At 75.8% G+C, this 19,742-nt stretch carries 18 protein-coding genes; 8 read left to right on the forward strand and 10 right to left on the reverse strand.

Annotated elements, in window-relative coordinates:
• Positions 1-21: 21 nt before the first annotated feature.
• The 4 genes from OOK41_RS27960 to hutH all read left to right on the forward strand — a co-directional run bounded on the left by OOK41_RS27960 (position 22) and on the right by hutH (position 5,561).
• On the forward strand, positions 22-1,212 hold the full coding sequence (locus tag OOK41_RS27960) for an allantoate amidohydrolase (RefSeq protein WP_117666913.1): 1,191 nt from the start codon (positions 22-24) through the stop codon (positions 1,210-1,212).
• A 268-nt stretch (positions 1,213-1,480) separates the two neighbouring features.
• A complete protein-coding gene (locus OOK41_RS27965) occupies positions 1,481-2,836 on the forward strand; it encodes a formimidoylglutamate deiminase (protein WP_266267279.1) in 1,356 nt (451 codons plus the stop codon).
• Positions 2,833-4,035 (forward strand): imidazolonepropionase, encoded by a 1,203-nt coding sequence (hutI, locus tag OOK41_RS27970; protein WP_266267280.1) that lies wholly within the window; start codon positions 2,833-2,835, stop codon positions 4,033-4,035. Before OOK41_RS27965 ends, hutI begins: the two co-directional genes overlap by 4 nt.
• The gene (gene hutH, locus OOK41_RS27975; RefSeq protein ID WP_266267281.1) at positions 4,023-5,561 is read left to right on the forward strand and encodes a histidine ammonia-lyase; all 1,539 of its coding nucleotides are present in this window, start codon (positions 4,023-4,025) and stop codon (positions 5,559-5,561) included. Before hutI ends, hutH begins: the two co-directional genes overlap by 13 nt.
• A 43-nt stretch (positions 5,562-5,604) precedes the next feature.
• Here the strand turns inward: hutH and OOK41_RS27980 are convergent, their stop codons facing one another.
• The 10 genes from OOK41_RS27980 to OOK41_RS28025 form a co-directional block, all read right to left on the reverse strand.
• On the reverse strand, positions 5,605-6,525 hold the full coding sequence (locus OOK41_RS27980; RefSeq protein ID WP_266267282.1) for an AEC family transporter: 921 nt from the start codon (positions 6,523-6,525) through the stop codon (positions 5,605-5,607).
• Positions 6,526-6,555: 30 nt separating this feature from the next.
• Complete coding sequence (rdgB, locus tag OOK41_RS27985; protein ID WP_117666009.1) at positions 6,556-7,173, reverse strand: RdgB/HAM1 family non-canonical purine NTP pyrophosphatase; 618 nt, start codon at positions 7,171-7,173, stop codon at positions 6,556-6,558.
• On the reverse strand, positions 7,170-7,895 hold the full coding sequence (rph, locus tag OOK41_RS27990; RefSeq protein WP_117666008.1) for a ribonuclease PH: 726 nt from the start codon (positions 7,893-7,895) through the stop codon (positions 7,170-7,172). Before rph ends, rdgB begins: the two co-directional genes overlap by 4 nt.
• A gap of 78 nt (positions 7,896-7,973) precedes the next feature.
• Positions 7,974-8,720 carry an MBL fold metallo-hydrolase gene (locus OOK41_RS27995; RefSeq protein WP_117666006.1) on the reverse strand — a complete coding sequence of 249 codons (747 nt, stop codon included), beginning with the start codon at positions 8,718-8,720 and terminating at the stop codon, positions 7,974-7,976.
• A gap of 233 nt (positions 8,721-8,953) precedes the next feature.
• The gene (locus OOK41_RS28000; RefSeq protein ID WP_117666004.1) at positions 8,954-9,919 is read right to left on the reverse strand and encodes a PLP-dependent cysteine synthase family protein; all 966 of its coding nucleotides are present in this window, start codon (positions 9,917-9,919) and stop codon (positions 8,954-8,956) included.
• Between the two features lie 12 nt (positions 9,920-9,931).
• Positions 9,932-10,276, reverse strand: coding sequence for a MoaD/ThiS family protein (locus OOK41_RS28005; RefSeq protein ID WP_266267283.1), 345 nt, complete (start codon positions 10,274-10,276; stop codon positions 9,932-9,934).
• 73 nt (positions 10,277-10,349) lie between these two features.
• A complete protein-coding gene (locus OOK41_RS28010) occupies positions 10,350-10,838 on the reverse strand; it encodes a M67 family metallopeptidase (RefSeq protein WP_266267284.1) in 489 nt (162 codons plus the stop codon).
• Between the two features lie 53 nt (positions 10,839-10,891).
• A complete protein-coding gene (locus OOK41_RS28015) occupies positions 10,892-11,386 on the reverse strand; it encodes a DUF2017 domain-containing protein (protein ID WP_207892632.1) in 495 nt (164 codons plus the stop codon).
• Positions 11,387-11,388: 2 nt separating this feature from the next.
• Positions 11,389-11,679, reverse strand: a complete 291-nt coding sequence (gene clpS, locus OOK41_RS28020) for an ATP-dependent Clp protease adapter ClpS (protein ID WP_117666000.1) — start codon at positions 11,677-11,679, stop codon at positions 11,389-11,391.
• Between the two features lie 148 nt (positions 11,680-11,827).
• Positions 11,828-13,444 (reverse strand): hypothetical protein, encoded by a 1,617-nt coding sequence (locus OOK41_RS28025; protein ID WP_266267285.1) that lies wholly within the window; start codon positions 13,442-13,444, stop codon positions 11,828-11,830.
• Positions 13,445-13,742: 298 nt separating this feature from the next.
• On the opposite strand from OOK41_RS28025, the gene OOK41_RS28030 reads away from it, so the two are divergent.
• The 4 genes from OOK41_RS28030 to OOK41_RS28045 all read left to right on the forward strand — a co-directional run bounded on the left by OOK41_RS28030 (position 13,743) and on the right by OOK41_RS28045 (position 19,701).
• Positions 13,743-16,418, forward strand: coding sequence for a LuxR C-terminal-related transcriptional regulator (locus tag OOK41_RS28030; RefSeq protein WP_266267286.1), 2,676 nt, complete (start codon positions 13,743-13,745; stop codon positions 16,416-16,418).
• A 16-nt stretch (positions 16,419-16,434) separates the two neighbouring features.
• Positions 16,435-17,721: a nicotinate phosphoribosyltransferase gene (locus OOK41_RS28035; RefSeq protein ID WP_117665996.1), complete on the forward strand. Its 1,287-nt coding sequence runs from the start codon at positions 16,435-16,437 to the stop codon at positions 17,719-17,721.
• A 46-nt stretch (positions 17,722-17,767) separates the two neighbouring features.
• Positions 17,768-18,349: an isochorismatase family protein gene (locus tag OOK41_RS28040; protein WP_117665994.1), complete on the forward strand. Its 582-nt coding sequence runs from the start codon at positions 17,768-17,770 to the stop codon at positions 18,347-18,349.
• Between the two features lie 65 nt (positions 18,350-18,414).
• A complete protein-coding gene (locus OOK41_RS28045; protein WP_266267289.1) occupies positions 18,415-19,701 on the forward strand; it encodes an MFS transporter in 1,287 nt (428 codons plus the stop codon).
• The last annotated feature ends 41 nt before the right edge of the window (positions 19,702-19,742 follow it).

The following is a 19,742-nucleotide window of genomic DNA, read 5'->3' on the forward strand; positions in this document are numbered from 1 at the left end:
GAGCACGCAGACCTCGCAGACCTGGCCGGCCGGTTCCGGGCGCTCTGGGACTCCATCGCCCCGGTCGGCCGGGACCCGGGCAGCGGCGGCTACCTGCGGTACGCGTTCACGGAGCCGGAGCTGGCGCTGCGCGACTGGTTCCGGGCGCAGGCCGCCCGCCGGGGCATGCCGGTCACCGCCGACGGCAACGGCAACCTCTTCGCCCGCTGGGGCGACCCGGACGCCGGGGACGCCGTGCTGACCGGCAGCCACTTCGACTCGGTGCCGCACGGCGGCGCGTACGACGGGCCGCTCGGCATCGTCAGCGCGTTCCTCGCCGTCGACGAGCTGCGCGCCGCCGGGGCCACCCCGGCCCGCCCCCTCGTCGTGGCCGCCTTCGCCGAGGAGGAGGGGGCCCGGTTCGGCGTACCGTGTCTGGGGTCCCGGCTGCTCACCGGCGCGCTCGACCCCGGCCGTGCGGCCCGGCTGCGCGACGCCGACGGGGTGAGCCTGGCCGAGGCGCTGGGCGACCGGCCCGCGGGCGCCCGCCCCGACCTGCTGGGCGGGTTCTCGTGCTTCGTGGAGCTGCACGTCGAGCAGGGCCGCGCGCTGGTCGAGCGGGACGCGCCGGTCGCGGTCGCCAGCGCCATCTGGCCACACGGTCGCTGGCGCTTCGACTTCCACGGCGAGGGCAACCACGCCGGTACGACCCGGATGGCCGATCGCCGCGACCCCATGCTCACGTACGCGTTCACCGTGCTCGCGGCGAACAAGGAGGCCCGGCTGCGCGGCGCGCACGCCACGGTCGGCCGGGTCCGGGTCGAGCCGAACGCCACCAACGCGATCCCGTCGAGGGTGACCGGCTGGCTGGACGCCCGCGCGGCCGAGCCGGACACGCTGACCGGCCTGGTCGACGCGGTGCGCGCCAGGGCCGCCGAGCGGGCCGGCCGGGACGGCACCGAGGTCACCCTCACCGAGGAGTCGGCGACCCCGCTGGTCGCCTTCGACGGCGGCCTCGGCGGGCGGCTGGCGGCGCTGCTGGGCGCACCGGTGCTGCCCACCGGGGCGGGTCACGACGCCGGGGTGCTGGCCGGGCACCTGCCCACCGCGATGCTGTTCGTGCGCAACCCGACCGGGGTGTCGCACTCCCCCGCCGAGGCGGCCACCGACGCCGACTGCGCCGCCGGGGTGACCGCCCTGGCCCGGGTCCTCGAAGAGCTGACGTGCGGATGAGCATGCGGAGGAGCAGGCGGGTGAGCAGGCGGGTGAGCGGGTGGGTCGGGGGTGGCCGGCGCCGGGGCTCTACGCCGCCTTCGCCCGGCTCGACCTGTCCGGCCCGGGGCCGGCATGCCCCGGCGGGCCCTTTGGAGCTGATGTCACGAACGGATCGGCGGCACCGCGACCGGCCGACGTCGCCTGCGCTCCCCCGCCGTCCCGGCCCGCCGACATCGCGGACGGCACCGATGTCACGAACGACTCAGCTCCAAAGGGGGTGGAAGAGATGACCGGGACCCGCTGGCTCGCCGAGTACGCGTGGCTGCCCGACCGGGCCGAGCCCACCGCCGACGTGCTGATCGAGGCCGAGGACGGCCGGATCACGACCGTCACCCCGCTCGGCGGCACGGGCACGCCCACCGCCGGGGTGGAGGTGCTCGGCGATGCCACCCGGCTGCCCGGGCTGACCCTGCCCGGGCTGGCCAACGCCCACTCGCACGCGTTCCACCGGGCGCTACGCGGGCGCACCCACGCCCGGGGCGACTTCTGGAGCTGGCGGACCGCCATGTACGACGTGGCCGCCCGGCTCGACCCGGACAGCTACCTGGCCCTGGCCCGGGCCGCGTACGCCGAGATGGCGCTGTCCGGCGTCACCTGCGTCGGTGAGTTCCACTACCTGCACCACGGCCCCGACGGCACGCCGTACGCCGACCCGAACGCGATGGGAGCGGCGCTGGTCGAGGCCGCCGCGCAGGCCGGGATCCGGCTCACCCTGCTCGACACCTGCTACCTGACCGCCACGGTGGACGGCGAGCCGCTGGCCGGGCCGCAGCGGCGGTTCGGCGACGGCGACGCGCAGCGCTGGGCCGACCGGGCCTCGGCGTTCACCGCGGGCAGGGCCCACGCGCTGCTCGGGGCGGCGGTGCACTCGGTCCGCGCGGTGCCGGCACAGCAGCTCGCCACCGTGGCCGGCTGGGCCGACCGGCGCGGGGCGCCGCTGCACGTGCACCTGTCCGAGCAGCCCGCCGAGAACGACGCCTGCCGGGCCGCGCACGGCCGCACGCCGGCCCGGCTGCTGGCCGACCACGGGGTGCTCGGCCCGGGCACCGTCGCCGTGCACGCCACCCACCCCACCAGCGCCGACGTGACGCTGCTCGGCGACACCGGCACCGGGGTCTGCCTCTGCCCCACCACCGAACGGGACCTCGCCGACGGGATCGGGCCGGCCCGCCGGCTGGCCGAGGCGGGCGTCGCGCTGAGCCTGGGCAGCGACAGCCACGCCGTGGTCGACCTGTTCGAGGAGGCCCGCGCGGTGGAGCTGGACGAGCGGCTGCGCACCCGCCGCCGCGGCCACTTCACCCCGGCGGAGCTGCTGGTCGCGGCGACCGCCGCCGGGCACGCCGCGCTCGGCTGGCGCGACGCCGGCCGGATCGCCGTCGGCGACCGCGCCGACCTGGTCACCGTGCGGCTGGACAGCGCCCGCACGGCCGGGGTGCCGCCGGTGGGGGCGTTCTTCGCGGCGACCGCCGCCGACGTCGCCTCGGTCGTCGTGGACGGCCGGCAGGTGGTCGCCGACGGGCGGCACCTGAGCGTGGACGTGCCGCGCGAGCTGCGTACGGCGATCGAGGCGGTGACCCGGTGAGCAGCCTGCTGGTCGACAACATCGGTGAGCTGGTGACCAACGTCGCCGGCACCGGCGACGGCAGCCCGCTCGGACTGCGCCGCGACGCGGCTCTGCTGGTCGAGGAGGGGCGGATCGCCTGGATCGGCCCCGCCCGGTACGCCCCCGCCGCTGACCGGCGGATCGACGCCGAGGGGGCGGCGGCGCTGCCGGGGTTCGTGGACAGCCACGCCCATCTGGTGTTCGCCGGGGACCGGGCCGCCGAGTTCGCCGCCCGGATGGCCGGCCAGCCGTACACCGGCGGGGGCATCCGGACCACGGTCGGCGCGACCCGGGCGGCCTCCGACGACACGCTGCGGGCCACCGTGCGCCGGCTGGTCGGCGAGGCGATGCGGCAGGGCACCACCACGATCGAGATCAAGAGCGGGTACGGGCTGACCGTCGCCGACGAGGCCCGGTCGCTGCGGATCGCCGCCGAGGTGAGCGACGAGACGACGTTCCTCGGCGCGCACGTCGTCCCCGCCGAGTACGCCGACCGCCCCGACGACTACGTGGGGCTGGTGTGCGGGCCGATGCTCGCCGCCGCCGCCCCGTACGCCCGCTGGGTGGACGTGTTCTGCGAGCGGGGCGCGTTCGACGCCGACCATGCCCGGGCCATCCTCACCGTCGGGCAGGCGGCCGGGCTCGGGGTGCGGCTGCACGCCAACCAGCTCGGCCCCGGGCCGGGCGTACGGCTCGGGGTGGAGCTGGGGGCGGCCAGCGTCGACCACTGCACCCACCTCGACGACGCGGACGTGGCCGCCCTCGCGGGCTCGACCGCAGCCGACGGGTCGGGGACGACCACCGTCGCGACGCTGCTGCCCGGGGCGGAGTTCTCCACCCGCTCGCCGTACCCGGACGCGCGCCGGCTGCTCGACGCCGGCGTCACCGTGGCGCTGGCCACGGACTGCAACCCCGGGTCGTCGTACACCTCGTCGATGCCGTTCTGCGTGGCGCTCGCCGTCCGCGAGATGCGGATGACCCCGGCGGAGGCGGTCTGGGCCGCGACCGCCGGGGGCGCGCGGGCGCTGCGCCGCACCGATGTCGGGGTGCTGCGGCCCGGCGCCCGGGCCGACCTGACCATCCTCGACGCGCCGTCGCACCTGCACCTGGCCTACCGGCCCGGTGTCCCACTGATCCGCCAGGTTCTGCACAACGGAGTGCCGCAATGTCGATCGTGACCGTCCAGCCCACCGGGATCTCCCCCGCCGACGTGCTCGCCGTGGCCCGCGGCAGCGCCCGGGTCGCCCTCGATCCGGCCACCGTGGACGCGATGGCGACCAGCCGGTCCATCGTGGACCGGATCGAGGCCGCCGGCCGGCCCGTGTACGGGGTCTCCACCGGCTTCGGGGCCCTCGCGAACACCTTCGTCGCGCCGGAGCGGCGCGCGGAGCTCCAGCACGCGCTGATCCGCTCGCACGCCGCCGGGGTGGGCGCGCCGATGCCGCGCGAGGTGGTCCGGGCGATGATGCTGCTGCGGGTCCGCTCGCTGGCGCTGGGCCGCTCCGGGGTCCGCCCGCTGGTCGCCGAGGCCCTGGTCGACCTGCTCAACCACGACGTCACCCCGTGGGTGCCGGAGCACGGTTCGCTCGGCGCGTCCGGCGACCTGGCCCCGCTGGCGCACTGCGCGCTGGTGCTGCTCGGCGAGGGCTGGGTGCTCGGCCCGGCCGGCGAGCGGATCGACGCCGCCGACGCGCTGCGCGGGGCCGAGCTGACCCCGGTGGAGCTGGCCGCCAAGGAGGGGCTGGCGCTGATCAACGGCACCGACGGCATGCTCGGCATGCTGCTGCTGGCCATCAACGACGCAGCGCACCTGCTCGCCATGGCCGACGTGACGGCCGCCCTGGCCATCGAGGCGATGCTCGGCTCGGAGCGGCCGTTCCTGCCGGAGCTGCACGCCATCCGCCCGCACCCCGGCCAGTCGGTGTCGGCGGCGAACATCCACCGGCTGCTCCAGCACTCGGCGGTGATGGACTCGCACCGCGACGACCTGGCGCACGCCGTGCAGGACGCGTACTCGATGCGCTGCGCGCCGCAGGTCGCCGGCGCGGCCCGGGACACCCTGGACTTCGTCCGGACCGTGGCCGACCGGGAGCTGGTGTCCGTGGTGGACAACCCGGTGGTGCTGCCGGACGGCCGGGTCGAGTCGACCGGGAACTTCCACGGTGCCCCGCTCGGCTTCGCCGCCGACTTCCTGGCCATCGCCGCCGCCGAGGTGGGGGCGATCGCCGAGCGGCGGGTGGACCGGCTGCTCGACGTGACCCGGTCCCGGGAGCTGCCGGCGTTCCTCTCCCCCGACGCCGGGGTCAACTCCGGGCTGATGATCGCCCAGTACACCGCCGCCGGGATCGTCGCGGAGAACCGCCGGCTGGCCGCCCCCGCCTCGGTGGACTCGCTGCCCACCAGCGGGATGCAGGAGGACCACGTCTCGATGGGCTGGGCGGCGACGAAGAAGCTGCGCATCGTGCTGGACAACCTGACCAGCCTGCTCGCGGTGGAGCTGCTGGCCGCCGTGCGCGGGCTCCAGCTACGGGCCCCGCTGACGCCGTCGCCGGCCGGCCGGGCGGCGCTGGCCGCGCTCGGCGAGGCGGCCGGGGAGCCGGGGCCGGACGTCTTCCTCGCCCCGCTGATGGAGGCGGCCCGGGCCGTGCTGGCCGGGCCGGAGCTGCGGGCGGCGATCGAGCGGGAGGTCGGCCCGCTCGGATGACCGCGCGGGGGTGGCGGGGCCGGGCGGCCGGCCGGCCCGGGGCTCAGCTCCCGAGCACCGCCACCCCGATCAGCACCGGCACCGCCGCCACGGTCGACAGCAGCACCGCGTCCCGGGCCAGGACGACGCCCCGGTCGTAGCGGACCGCGTGGACGAAGACGTTCTGCGCGGTCGGCAGCGCGGCGGTGACCGTGCAGGCCAGCACCACCGGGTCCGGCAGGCCCAGGGCGAACCGCGCGACGAGGTACGCGACCGTCGGCTGGACCACCGCCTTCAGCGCGACGGCGAGCCACACGTCCCGCCGGGTGTCCCCCGAGCCGGGCCGGGGCGCGTCGTGCAGCGACAGCCCGTACGCGAGCAGCGCGGCGGGCACGGCCATCGCCGCCACCAGCTCGACCGGGCGCAGGACCGGCTCCGGCGGGAACCAGCCGGTCAGGTTGACGGCCAGGCCCAGGACGCAGGCCACGGTGATCGGGTTGGCCAGCGGCTGGGCCACCGCCCCGGCCAGGGAACGTCGCCCCCGGGTCGCCGTGTCCAGCACCGCGAAGGCGATCGGCGCCATCACCACCAGCTGGAACATCAGGACGGGCGCGATGAACGAGGCGTCGCCGAGGACGTAGACGGCGACCGGGATGCCGATGTTCGCCGCGTTCACGTAGGAGGACGCCAGGGCTCCGATGGTGGTCTCCGCCGCCGGTCGCCGCCACACCAGCCGCGCGACGAGCACGAACACCGCCGCCACGACGGTGGTGGCCACCACCGTGACCACGAGGGCCGACGAGACGACCGTCCGGAGGTCGGCCCGGGCGACGGTCCCGAACAGCAGCGCCGGGGTCGCCACGAAGAACGCCACCCGGGAGAGCACCACCGTCGCCTCCCGCCCCAGCACGCCGAGACGGCCCAGCAGGTAGCCGACGCCGATGACGGCGGCGATGACGGTGAACCCCGTCAGGACACCCGGCACGACCCTCCCCGGCCGGTCCGCCGCCCGCCGTCAGGCTGCGGGCGGCAGCACCTTGGCGATCAGCTTGGCCAGCTCGCGCAGCGCCTTGCCCCGGTGGCTGATCGCGTCCTTCTCGGGCGGGGTCAGCTCCGCGTTGGTGCGGTCCTGGCCGTCGCCGAGGAAGATCGGGTCGTACCCGAAGCCGCCCGCGCCGCGCGGCGCGCGCAGCAGCCGGCCGGCCTGTCGGCCGTCGACCAGGTGCTCCTTGCCGCCGGGCAGCACCAGCGCCACGGTGCAGACGAACGACGCGCCACGGTGCTCGTCGGGCAGGTCGGCGATCTGGTCCAGCACGAGCTGGAGGTTGGCCCGGTCGTCGCCGTGCCGGCCGGCCCAGCGGGCGCTGAACACCCCCGGCATGCCGTTGAGGGCGTCGACGGCGAGGCCGGAGTCGTCGGCGATGGTGGGCAGGCCGGTGCGCCGGCAGCCCTCCCGCGCCTTGATCAGCGCGTTCTCGCCAAAGGTCAGGCCGGTCTCCGGCAGCTCCGGGTACTCCTCGACGTCGTCGAGGCCGAGCAGGGCGACCCGGTGCGCGCCGAGCGCGCCGTCGAGGATCCGCTGGAGCTCGATCAGCTTCTTGCGGTTACGGGTGGCGAGCAGCACCTTGTTCATGAGAGAGCCTTCCGCTGGGCCTCGGCCAGTTCCGCGCAGCCGGCGACGGCCAGGTCGAGCAGGGCGTCGAGCTGGTCGCGGGCGAACACCCCGGACTCCCCCGTCCCCTGCACCTCGACGAACTCGCCGGTGCCGGTGCAGACCACGTTCATGTCGACCTCGGCCGCCACGTCCTCGGTGTAGCAGAGGTCCAGCCGGGCCTCGCCCGCGATGACGCCGACGCTGACCGCCGCGACGGAGCGGTGCATCACCTTCTCCGGCTTCCCGGCCAGCGCCTTACGGTCGGCCAGCCAGCTCACCGCGTCGTGCAGCGCCACGTACGCGCCGGTGATCGCCGCGGTGCGGGTGCCGCCGTCGGCCTGGAGGACGTCGCAGTCCAGCACCACCGAGTTCTCGCCGAGCGCCTTGAGGTCGATGCCGGCCCGCAGGCTGCGGCCGATCAGCCGGGAGATCTCGTGGGTCCGCCCGCCGACGCGGCCCTTGACGCTCTCCCGGTCCGAGCGGGTGTTCGTGGCCCGGGGCAGCATCGCGTACTCGGCGGTCACCCAGCCGAGGCCGGAGCCCTTGCGCCAGCGGGGCACCCCCTCGGTGACGCTGGCCGTGCAGAGCACCCGGGTCGCGCCGAACTCGACGAGCACGGAGCCCTCCGGGTGGGTGCTCCAGCCCCGGGTCAGGGTCACCGGTCGGAGTTGGTCGGGCCGCCGCCCGTCAGGTCGCGCCATGCCTGCACCCTATGCGGTGCGGTGATCGAACCGCCCCGGGGTCCACCGCTGTCCGCGCCCGCCGCCGGCCGCGGTCGGTCAGACGTCGTAGCAGGCGCCGGAGCGGACCACTTCCAGTGGCCCGTCGTACGCGGCGCCGGCCGCCTCGACGGTGAGCGCCTCGCTGCCCCACGCGGCGACCAGGTGGGTCAGCAGCAGCCGGCCCACCCCCGCCTTGGTGGCCGCCTCGCCGGCCTCCCGGCCGGTCAGGTGCAGGTCCGGCGGGTTGTCCACCCCGTCGACGTAGCTGGCCTCGCAGAGAAAGACGTCGGCGTCCTGGGCCAGCCGCAGCAGCGCCTCGCACGGCGCGGTGTCGGAGGAGTAGCAGAGCACCCGACCGTCGTGCTCCAGCCGCACCCCGTACGTCTCGACGGGGTGGTTCATCCGGTCGACGGTGACGCTGAACGGGCCGATCGGGAACGTGCCGGGCTGGAGGCCGTAGAACTGGTAGACGTCCTCGACGGTGCTGTCCTCCTGCCCGTAGGCCAGCGCCAGCCGGTCCGGCGCGCCGGACGGGGCGTACACCGGCAGGGCCGGGCAGGGGCCGTCCGGGGCGTACCGGCGCACCACCACGTACGAGACGGCGTCGAGCATGTGGTCGCAGTGCAGGTGGGTGAGGAGGATGGCGTCCGGGGCGTGCAGCCCGGCGTAACGCTGGAGGGTGGACAGCGCGCCGGAGCCGAAGTCGACCAGGAGCCGGAAACCGTCGGCCTCGACCAGATAGGCCGAGCACGGGGAGTCGGGACCGGGGAAGCTCCCCGCACAGCCGAGGACGGTCAGTCGCATGAGGTCGTCTCGCTGTCACGAACCGTAGTCGTCACGTCGGCCGCCATCCGGCCCATGATCTTCACCGCCGCGTACGACACGCTGCGCAGCCTACGCTGGCGCACACCGGGGCAAGAATCATCTACTGGAAGTTGTCACCAACGTGACACCCGCGGCCCTCCGGCGCCCCGGCGACGACGGACGGGCCGGACCGGTCAACCGGTCTCGGCCCGTCCACGCCGTCAGGCTCGCCCTCAGGCCCAGAGCTGCCCCTCCAGGGCCTCCTCGGCGTCGGCGAGGGTGCCGCCGTACGCGCCGGTGCTGAGGTACTTCCAGCCGCCGTCGCAGACCACGAACGCGACGTCGGCCCGGCGGCCGTCCCGGACCGCCTCGTGTGCCACCGCGAGGGCGGCGTGCAGGATTGCCCCGGTGGAGAAGCCGGCGAAGATCCCCTCCACCTCCACGAGCTGCCGGGTGCGCAGCACGGCGTCCCGGGTGCCGACGGAGAACCGCCGGGACAGCACGGTGGCGTCGTAGAGCTCCGGGACGTACCCCTCGTCGATGTTGCGCAGCCCGTAGACCAGTTCCCCGTAGCGGGGCTCGGCGGCCACGACCTGGATGCCCTCGACCTTCTCGCGCAGGTAGCGCCCGGTGCCCATGAGGGTGCCGGTGGTGCCGAGCCCGGCCACGAAGTGGGTGATCGTGGGCAGGTCCTGAAGCAGCTCCGGGCCCGTGGTCTCGTAGTGCGCCCGGGCGTTCGCCTCGTTGCCGTACTGGTAGAGCATCACCCAGTCGGGGTGCTCGGCGGCGATCTGCTTGGCCGTGGCGACGGCCTGGTTGGAGCCGCCGGCGGCCGGCGAGAAGATGATCTCCGCGCCGTACATCCGGAGTAGCTGGACCCGCTCGGTCGAGACGTTCTCCGGCATCACGCAGACCAGCCGGTACCCCTGCAGCTTGGCCACCATGGCCAGCGAGATACCGGTGTTGCCGCTGGTCGGCTCCAGGATGGTGTCGCCCGGGCGGAGCCGGCCGTCGGACTCGGCCCGGCGGACCATGAACAGGGCCGCCCGGTCCTTGATGCTGCCGGTCGGGTTCCGGTCCTCCAGCTTGGCCCAGAGCCGCACCGGCGGCGCCCCCTCGGGCACCGCCGGCGAGAGCCGGGGCAGCCCGACCAGGGGCGTGCCGCCGCAGGCGTCCAGCAGGCTGTCGTACCGCGCCATCGCCGCCCCGCCTCAGCGGGCGGCGGCGGCGCGCGTGGCTACCGTGTGCGAGGCGATCGCCGCCGCGGCGGCGAAGCCGAACGCGCCGCCGGCCACGGCCGGCAGGATCGTGATGCTGTCGCCGTCGTTGAGCTTGGCGTCGAGCGCGCCGAGGAAGCGGACGTCCTCGTCGTTGACGTAGACGTTGACGAACCGGTGCAGCACGCCGGCGTCGGTGACCAGCCGGCCGCGCAGGCCGGCGTGCCGGGAGTCCAGGTCGGCGAGCAGGTCGGCGAGCGTGTCGCCGGTGCCCTCGACGACCTTCGCGCCGCCGGTGTAGCTGCGCAGGATGGTGGGGATGCGAACCTCGATGGCCATGGTGTCGTGCTCCTTGTCCGGGTGTGCGGTTGCTCGGTGACGGGAAGGGCGGAGTGTCGCGGTGCCGCTGGGGTCAGCGGTCGGAACACTCGTAGTCGACCGTCGCCGGGCTCTGCCCGAACATGTAGGACTGGACGGCGTTCGGGTCCACGGCGGCGTCCACGATCCGGACCGGCTCCTCGGTCACCGCGCCGTCGACGATCCGGTAGGAGCGGATCTCCTCGGCGTCGGGCTCCCGGGTGGAGACGAGCAGGTAGTGCGCCCCCGGCTCGCCGGCGAAGGAGACGTCCGTACGCGACGGGTACGCCTCGGTCGCGGTGTGCGAGTGGTAGATGACGATCGGCTCCTCGTCGCGGTCGTCCAGCTCCCGCCACACCCGCAGGTGCTCCATCGAGTCGAACTCGTAGAACGTCATGGAGCGGGCCGCGTTCTCCATCGGGATGTGCCGGGTCGGGGTGTCGCTGCCGACGGGGCCGGCGACCACGCCGCACGCCTCGTCCGGGTGGTCCCGACGCACGTGGGCGACGATCGCGTCGATGATCGACCGGTCGATGCTCAGCACGTCGTCCAGCCTAGCGCCTCCGCCTGCCCACCCGAAGGTGGCGACGGTCACCATCAGTCGATCATGGCGTTGAGCAGCGACTCCTGGAGGTAGCCGAGGTAGGCGTAGACCGACAGTTGGAACACCCGGCTCGACGACGGATCGGCGGCGACCGCCTCGTCCAGCTCCGCGCCGAGGTCCGTGCCGTCCTTGACCTCCAGCCGGACGCCCATCGCCAGGCGGGCGTCGTTGAGCGCCCGCAGCCACGCCTCGGCCGCCTCGGCGTCGAGCCGGACCTCGCCGCCGGCGGAGTCCGGCAGCGCGGCGAGGATCGCCCCGGCCTGGTCGATCTTGCCCGTCTTGAGGTCGCCCTCGGTGTACCGGCGGAACTCCGCCGTCCCGGCCGAGTCGTCCGGGTAGACCTCGGGGAAGAGCCGGCCCACCACCGGGTCGGAGTGGTCGAAGCCGTCGGTGAGCAGCCCCACCACCTCGGAGGCCACCTTGCGCAGCACCCGGACCTCGTCGACGGCGAGGGTGGCGACGTACCGGTCGCCCCGACGGCGGAACATGCTCACGACCGCTCCACCGTGGCCCACAGCCCGTACGCGTGCAGCTGTGCCGCGTCGTGCTCCATCCGTTCCCGGGCGCCGCTGGAGACCACCGCCCGACCCTTGTGGTGCACGTCCAGCATGAGCTTCTCGGCCTTCTCCCGGCTGTACCCGAACAACTTCTGTAGGACCCAGGTCACGTACGACATCAGGTTCACCGGGTCGTCCCACACGATCGTCACCCACGGCCGGTCCGAAGCCGGCACCTCTTCGGTGTCCGGCGTCTCGACCGGTGCAACCTGCGGAGCCGCCATGCCCCCCATCGTGCCACCGGTTGCGGCGAACCGATGAACCGGAACGCCGGACGGGCCCGGATCACCGGCCGGAGCCGCCCCGGCGACCGGCGCGCGGGCCGGCCCGGCAGGACCCCGTCGGGGCCCCACCAGCCGGTCGGGACCGGCGTCAGGCGAGCAGGATGCCGTGGTCGATCGCATCGGAGAGCACCGCGCCGAGCGAGCGGCGGACGGCCTCGAAGCGTCGGGAGACGTCCCGGGTCAGCTCCAGCTCGACCTCGCGCAGCGCCCGCTGCGCCCAGGACCGGGCACCGCCCGGGTCCTCGTTGCCGGGGCTGCGCCAGTGCTGCCAGCAGCCGCCGGCAAGCGCCACGGCGACCGGCGGGAGCACCTCGACGCGCTGCCCGGCCGGATACCCGGAGACCGCGTCCACGGCGCCGGCGCCGGCCAGCTCGGCCACCCCGGCGGTGCTGGTGACCAACAGCACCCGGTCGAGGCCCCGGCCGGCCGGATGGTCGGCGAGCCCCCAGCGGACGGCGTTGCCGATCCGTCGCCGGACCCCCTCGGGCACCGGGTCGCCCAGGACCCGACCGGCGGCGTCGTCGAGCAGGGCCCGCACGGCCGCGTCGCACTGGACGGTGGCGAGCAGGGAGAGCGCCTCCAGCTCGCGGTCGAGTAGCTGCGGCAGGCCGGCACAGCCGACCCCGAAGACGATCTCCTGCACCACCCGCAGGTGGGTGTTGGCCAGCTCCAGGGCGAGGTGCTGGCGGATCCGCTGGGCGCAGGAGCGGGCCTGCCGGTCCAACCGCTCGGCCCACCCGGTCGCGTCCGCGTCGGGCGACACCGGGACCCGGCCGTGCGCCCCGGGCAGCACCGGCGGCTGGGCGCTGGCCCGGCGCAGCCCCTCGTCGGCGGCCCAGCCCACCAGCGCCCGCCGCAGCCCGCCGACGTCGTCCGGTCGGGCCGGGTACCAGGGGGCCGCGGCCAGGGCCGGCACGGCGGCGAGCAGCACGGCGCGGTGCGCGGCCAGCACCACCTCGACCGGGTTCGCCGCGTCGACCAGGCCCGGCTCGGCCGGCGACCGGGCGGGCCACGGATCGACCGGCCCGCCCGGCTGCGCGGACCGCGTCGGCGGCCGGCCCGCCCGGCCGCTGGGACCCGTCGGGACGGAAGCCCCCGTGCCGTCCGTCCGCGCCGGGTCCCGGCGGCTGCGCGGCGCCCGTCCCCGCGCCCGGGGCCCGTCCGGTCGGCCCGAGCCGGCGCCCGGCGGCTCGACCGGGGGCGGGGCCCAGCCCGACACCCCGGGCGTCACCACGAAGAAGACCTCGACCGCGGCGTGGGCGGCCTCGGCCAGCAGGTGCAGCTCGGCGGCGGTGAACGCCTGGTCGGCCGCGATCACGAACAGCAGCGCCCCGGCCCGGCCGACGGCGTCGAGCAGCACCCGCCCGCCGGCGACGCCCAGCGTGTCGGTGTCCGGCGTGTCGACCACGGTGAAGTGCCGCAGCAGCGGCTCGGCGACGGTCAGCTCGACCCGGCGCGGCGGGCGGGCCAGCGCCGGGCCCGCCGCCGACTGGTCCGGCGCGTACGCGTGGGGCTGGCGGTAGCCGGGCACGTAGGCGGCGCGGGTCGGCACCCGGGCGTGGCCGACTCGCAGCCAGCTCCCGGGCGGCACGGCGAGCGTCCCCGGGGCCACCCCCAGCAGGGCGGCGAGCACGTCGCGCCGGGCCGCGCCGGCCGGACCGGCGGCGACCACGGCGAGCGGGTCGTCCGGCCGGGGTTCGGTCACCCCGAGCCGGGTGGGCGTCGGGCCGCACCGCGGCGGGCCGGCCGGACTGCGACGCTCGTCGGACACGTCGGCCGAGGGGAGCGGACCCGGCTGCATCAGGCGGCCTCCCGGTCAGGGCGGCCGAGCTCGGATCCGGCCGCGTGAATCGTCCGGCGGGGACACCTCCGGATGCGGGAAGAGTACGACCGGCGGAAACGTGAATCAGACGATGCGGATACTCAGCGTTGATTGACGGATTACTCAACTTCGGAGCGTCACGGCGTGCACGCGTACCGGCTTCGGTCGATATGCTGCCCCGATGAGTCGATGGGAGTTCGTCGGCCGCAGGGATGAACTCGACCGGCTGCTGGCCGCGGCGACCGGCGCCGACGGGCGCGGGCTCTTCTACAGCGGGTCCGCCGGGGTCGGCAAGAGCCGGCTGCTGCGCGAGGCGCTGGCCGGCGTCCCCACCGACGGGTACGCCGTCTGGTCGGTCTCGGCCAGCGCCACCACGGCGGCGCTGCCGTTCGGCGGGCTGATCCAGGTGCTCCCGGCCGAACAGCCGCCGGGGCTCTCCCCGGCGGGCGTGCTGCGCTGGGCGGTGGCGCAGTTGCAGCAGCAGGCCGCCGGGCGGCACATCGTGCTGGCGGTCGACGACGCCCACCTGCTCGACCCGCCGTCGGCCGCGCTGGTGCACCTGATCGGCCGGGCGGAGAACGCCACCGTGATCGGGACGCTGCGCGACGGTGAGCAGCTCCCGCTGCCCATCCGGGCACTGTGGACCGACGGTCTGGTCGACCACGTGGAGCTGGCCCCGCTCGGGCTGGCGGACACCACCGACCTGCTCGCCGCCATCCTCGGGGGTCCGGTCGACCCATGCTCCGCCGACCGGCTGTGGCGGCTCTCCGGCGGCAACGCGCTGCTCCTGCGCGAGCTGGTCATTGCCGCCCCGCCCGGCGAGCTGACCCGCACGTACGGGATGTGGCGGTGGACCGGCGGGCTGACGCTGGCGCCCAGCCTCACCGAGCTGATCGACACCCGGATCGGGCAGCTCACCCCCGGGGTCCGGGCGGTGCTGGAGCTGGTCGCCTTCGGCGAGCCGCTCGGCCTGCACCTGCTCGGACAGGCGGTGGAGCCGGCCGACGTGGAGACCGCCGAGGAGCGTGGCCTGATCACGGTGGAGCGCAACGACCGCCGCACAGACGTCCGGCTGGCGCACCCGCTCTACGGCGAGGTGATGCGGCGGCGCTGCCCGGTCAGCCGGACCCGACGGTTGCAGGCCCGGCTGGCCGAGCTGGTGGAGGCAATGGGCACCCGGCGACGCGACGACCTGCTGCGGGTGGCGGTGTGGCGGCTGGACTCCGGCACCGCGCAGGACCCGGCGCTGCTGCTGGGCGCCGCCGCCCAGGCGTTCACCCGGTACGACGTGCCGCTGGCGACCCGGCTGGCCCGGGCGGCGCTGGAGGCCGACGGGGGCTTCGACGCCGCGGAGCTGCTGGCCACCCTCCTGATGTTCGCCGACCGGCCGGAGGAGGCGATCGTGACGCTCGACGCGGTCGCCGGCGACGCGGCGGGGCCGGGGCGGCGCAGCCGCTGGCTCACCGTGCGGGGGATGGTCAGCTACTGGGGGCTCAGCCGGGAGTCCACCGTGGACGAGATCGCGGCGCGGGGCGCGGAGCTGCCCGACGCCGCCGACCAGGCCCGGGTGAACGCCTTCGAGGCGATCATGCGGCTGCACCGGCTGGACACCGGCCCGGCGGTGCGGCTGGCCCGGGCGGTGCTGGACCGCCCGGCCGCCGGGGTGGCCGCCCGCGAGCTCGCCCGGTGCACCCTGGCCCACCTCCAGGCCGCCCAGGGGCAGCTGACCCGCAGCGGCGCGGCGATCAACCAGGTGCAGGCCGAGGTGGCCCGCTGGCGCGGCGACATGCCGTACCTGCAACTCGCGCTGGAACTGGCCCGGGGCACCCGGCTCGCGCTCGCCGGCGACCTGGCCGGCATCGACGCGATCGTCGCCGACGAGTTCGCCGACCTCGCCGGGGCGGGCGACTTCCGGCTCGGCACCGGCTACCTGGCCATCCTCCAGGCGTACGCGGCGCGGCTGCGCGGCCACAGTGGCACGGCGCTGACGACGAGCCTCGGCGCGTGCGCGGTGCTGGCCACCAGCCGGGTGTACGCGGGCCTGGCGCACGCCGAACGGGCCCAGGCGGCGGCGCTGCGGGGCGACGCCGCGCACGCCGCCGAGGCGATGGCCGAGGCGGACCGCACCCACGCCCCCGGGATGACGGTGCTCTACCCGTGGCTGGAGCAGGCCCGCGGCGCGGTGCTCGCCGCCGGCGGCGACCCGGCCGGCGCCGCCAAGCACCTCGCCGCCCTGGCCGACCGGCTCCGCGACGACGGGTTCGCCGGGCACGAGGTGCTCGTCCTGCACGACCTGGTCCGGCTGGACCAGGCCACCGCCCCGGTCGGGCCGACCTGTGGCGACGGCAGCCGCCGGACGGTGGCCCAGCGGCTGGCCGAACTGTCCGAGCGGGTCGACGGCCCGCTGCCGCCGCTGCTGGCCCGGTACGCCCGGGCCGCCGCCGACGGCGCGGCCGAGGAACTGCTCGCGGTGGCCGCCGGCTTCGCCGAGCTGGACCTGCGGGTGTACGCCGCCGAGGCCACCGCGGCGGCGGCGCGCCTGCTGCGGCTGCGCCGGTCCAGCTCGGCCGCCGCCGCCCACGAGCGCCTCGGCGAGCTGCTCGGCCGGTGTGACCAGATCGACACCCCGGCGCTGCGGGTCGGGCAGCCCGCCCTCAGCGACCGGGAGTGGGAGGTCGCCCGGCTCGCCGCGCAGGGCGCGACCAGCCGCGCCATCGCCGAGCGGCTCTTCCTGTCCAGCCGGACCGTGGACAACCACCTGCAACACGTCTACAGCAAGCTCGGGGTGACCGGGCGGGCCGAGCTGCGCGTCGCGCTGCGGTCGTTCCCGGGCCAGGAGGGCGACCCGGCGCGGTGAACTCTAGGCTGGGCAGGTGAGCACCTTTCGCCCCGCGCTGCTGACCGACCACTACGAGCTGACGATGGTCAGCGCCGCCCTGCGCGACGGCACCGCCGACCGCCCGTGCGTCTTCGAGGTCTTCAGCCGCCGGCTGCCCACCGGGCGCCGGTACGGTGTGGTCGCCGGCACCGCCCGGCTGATCGACCTGATCCGCGACTTCCGCTTCTCGGCCGACGAGGTCGACTTCCTGCGCCGCGCCGGGGTGGTCGACGCCGCCGCCGCCGAGTGGCTGGCCGGTTACCACTTCACCGGCGACATCGACGGGTACGCCGAGGGCGAGCTGTTCTTTCCCGGCTCCCCCATCCTCACCGTCTCCGGGGGCTTCGCCGAGTGCGTGGTGCTGGAGACGCTGGTGCTGTCGGTGCTCAACCACGACTGCGCGGTGGCCGCGGCGGCCGCCCGGATGGTCACCGCGGCCCGGGGCCGGGCGGTGATCGAGATGGGCGCCCGGCGGGCCCACGAGGAGGCGGCGGTCGCCGCGGCGCGGGCCGCGTACCTGGCCGGGTTCCGGTTCACCTCGAACCTGGCCGCCGGCGAGCGGTATGGCATCCCCACCGCCGGCACCGCCGCGCACGCGTTCACCCTGCTGCACGGCGACGAGCGGGCGGCGTTCGCCTCGCAGGTCGCCACGCTGGGCAAGGACACCACGCTGCTGGTCGACACGTACGACATCAGCCAGGGCATCCGCAACGCGATCGAGGTCGCGGGGCCGGAGCTGCGCGCGGTCCGGATCGACTCCGGCGACCTGACGGTGATCGCCCAGCAGTCCCGCGAACTGCTCGACTCCCTCGGCGCCACCGAGACGAAGATCATCGTCTCCGGCGACCTCGACGAGTACGCCATCGCCACGCTCGCCGCCGAGCCGGTCGACATGTACGGCGCGGGCACGGCCGTGGTCACCGGCTCCGGTGCGCCCACCGCCTGCCTGGTCTACAAGCTGGTCGAGGTGGCGGGGCGGCCGGTGGTGAAGCGCTCGGAGCACAAGGCCACCATCGGCGGCCGGAAGGTGGCCGTCCGCCGACACAAGCCGACCGGCACCGCGACCGAGGAGGTCGTCGTCCCGCAGGGCGTGCCCGACCGGCAGCCGCACGACCGGCTGCTCCAGCAGTCGTACGTGGCCGGCGGCGAGCCGGTCGACCTGCCGACGCTGGACGAGTCCCGGGAGCACCTGCGACAGTGCCTGATCTCGATCCCGTGGGAGGGCCTGAAGCTCTCCGCCGGCGACCCGGCGATCCCGGTGACCGTCGTCCCCGCCGGCTGACCCGCCGCCCGCCGGCTCACCCGCACCGCGAAGGAGCACCCCTGACATGGCCAACGCGCTGATCATCGTCGACGTGCAGAACGACTTCTGCGAGGGCGGGTCCCTCGCGGTGGCCGGCGGGGCGGGCGTCGCCGCCGGGATCTCCCGGCTGCTCGCCGCCGAGCCCGACCGCTGGGACCACGTGGTGGCGACGAAGGACTACCACGTGGACCCGGGCGCGCACTTCGGCGACCCGCCGGACTACGTCGACTCCTGGCCGGTGCACTGCGTCGTCGGCACCGCCGGCTCGGAGTTCCACCCGGAGCTGACCACCGACCGGGTCGAGGCGATCTTCCACAAGGGCGAGCACGCGGCGGCGTACTCCGGCTTCGAGGGGCACGCCGACGACGGCGAGTGCCTGGCCGACTGGCTGCGCGCCCGGGGGGTGGACCGGGTCGACCTGGTCGGCATCGCCACCGACCACTGCGTCCGGGCCACCGCGCTGGACGCCGCCCGGGAGGGGTTCGCCACCACCGTGCTGCTCGACCTGACCGCCGCCGTGGCGCCGGAGACGCTGGACGTCGCGCTGCGCGCGTTCGACGGCGCCGGGGTGGCCATGCACGGACAGCCGGTGATCCGGGCCGCCTGAGGCGGTAAACCGCTGGCGGGTGTCGCACCCGGGGTCGAGGATGACGCCCGGAGGTACGGACCGTCATGAACATGAAGCCTTACCGGCAGGTGCTCGCCCTGCCGGGTCTCCGGACGTTGCTGCTGGTGTCGGTGCTCGCCCGCGTCCCGCTCACCGCGACCGGGGTGACCGTCACCTTCTACGTGGTGTTCGACCTCGGCCGGGGGTACGGCGCGGCCGGCCTGGTCGGGGCGGCCACCACCGTGGGCGCGGCGCTGGGCGGCCCGCTGCTCGGCCGGCTGGTGGACCGGCACGGCCTGCGCCCGGTGCTCGCCCTGACCACCGTCGCCGAGGGCATCTTCTGGTCCACCGCGCCGGCGCTGCCCTATCCGGTGCTGCTGCCGGCCGCGTTCGTCGCCGGGCTGCTCGCCCTGCCCATCTTCTCGGTGATCCGGCAGTCGATCGCGGCGCTGGTGCCGCCGCAGCGGCGTCGCCCGGCGTACGCGCTGGACTCGATGTCGGTGGAGCTGTCGTTCATGGTCGGCCCGGCCCTCGCCGTGGCGCTGTCCACCGCCGTGTCCGCCCGGTTCACCCTGTACGCGGTCGGCGCCGGCATCGTCGCCGCCGGCACCGCCCTCTGGCTGCTGAACCCGCCCACCCGCGCCGCCGACGAGCCGCCCCGCGAGCATCGCCGGGTGCCCCGCCGGGAGTGGCTGACGGCCCGGCTGGTCGCCGTGCTGGTGGCCAGCCTCGCCGCCACGCTGGTGCTGGGCGGCACCGACGTCGCGGTGGTCGCCGTGCTGCGCGCCGGCGGCGAGGTCGGCTGGACGGGCGCGGTGCTCGCCGCGTGGGCGGTCGCCTCGCTGGTCGGCGGCTTCGCGTACGGCGCGGTCAGCCGGCAGGTGTCCCCGCTGGCGCTGGTGGCCGCGCTCAGCCTCTGCACCCTCCCGGTCGGGCTGGGCGGCGGGCACTGGTGGCTGCTCAGCCTGGCGCTGGTCCCGGCCGGCATGCTCTGCGCGCCGGCCCTCGCCGCCACCGCCGACGCGGTCAGCCGGCTGGTCCCGGCCGGCGTGCGCGGTGAGGCGATGGGCCTGCACGGCTCCGCGGTGACCGTGGGCATCGCGCTGGGCGCCCCGCTGGCCGGTGCGGTGATCGACGCCTCCGCGCCCTGGTGGGGGTTCGTGGTGACCGGCGCGATCGGCCTGCTGGTCGCCGCCGCCGTGCTCCCCGCCGAGCTGCGCCACCGGCGCACCCCCGCCCCGGCCCCGGCCGCCCCGGGCCTGGGCGCCGAGCTGGCCCGGCCTGATCAACTTCATGTCCCGCACGTCGCGCCCACTCCCGCCCCGGAAGCCGCGACATCCGGCAAGCCGTGACGCCCCACCCGGCCGGGACGGCGGGTCGCGCCAAGCGACGG

Origin of the sequence: Micromonospora sp. NBC_01655 (assembly GCF_026339755.1) — a bacterium.
In the GTDB taxonomy this organism is placed as follows: domain Bacteria; phylum Actinomycetota; class Actinomycetes; order Mycobacteriales; family Micromonosporaceae; genus Micromonospora.

Excerpts from the sequence above, each read along its gene's own strand:
- OOK41_RS27965 (WP_266267279.1), top strand. The coding sequence starts at position 1,481 with ATGACCGGGACCCGCTGGCTCGCCGAGTACGCGTGGCTGCCCGACCGG.
- rdgB (WP_117666009.1), bottom strand. The coding sequence starts at position 7,173 with ATGAACAAGGTGCTGCTCGCCACCCGTAACCGCAAGAAGCTGATCGAG.
- OOK41_RS28030 (WP_266267286.1), top strand. The coding sequence starts at position 13,743 with ATGAGTCGATGGGAGTTCGTCGGCCGCAGGGATGAACTCGACCGGCTG.
- rph (WP_117666008.1), bottom strand. The coding sequence starts at position 7,895 with ATGGCGCGACCTGACGGGCGGCGGCCCGACCAACTCCGACCGGTGACC.
- OOK41_RS27995 (WP_117666006.1), bottom strand. The coding sequence starts at position 8,720 with ATGCGACTGACCGTCCTCGGCTGTGCGGGGAGCTTCCCCGGTCCCGAC.
- OOK41_RS28000 (WP_117666004.1), bottom strand. The coding sequence starts at position 9,919 with ATGGCGCGGTACGACAGCCTGCTGGACGCCTGCGGCGGCACGCCCCTG.
- OOK41_RS28015 (WP_207892632.1), bottom strand. The coding sequence starts at position 11,386 with ATGTTCCGCCGTCGGGGCGACCGGTACGTCGCCACCCTCGCCGTCGAC.
- OOK41_RS28045 (WP_266267289.1), top strand. The coding sequence starts at position 18,415 with ATGAACATGAAGCCTTACCGGCAGGTGCTCGCCCTGCCGGGTCTCCGG.
- OOK41_RS28005 (WP_266267283.1), bottom strand. The coding sequence starts at position 10,276 with ATGGCCATCGAGGTTCGCATCCCCACCATCCTGCGCAGCTACACCGGC.
- clpS (WP_117666000.1), bottom strand. The coding sequence starts at position 11,679 with ATGGCGGCTCCGCAGGTTGCACCGGTCGAGACGCCGGACACCGAAGAG.
- OOK41_RS28040 (WP_117665994.1), top strand. The coding sequence starts at position 17,768 with ATGGCCAACGCGCTGATCATCGTCGACGTGCAGAACGACTTCTGCGAG.
- hutH (WP_266267281.1), top strand. The coding sequence starts at position 4,023 with ATGTCGATCGTGACCGTCCAGCCCACCGGGATCTCCCCCGCCGACGTG.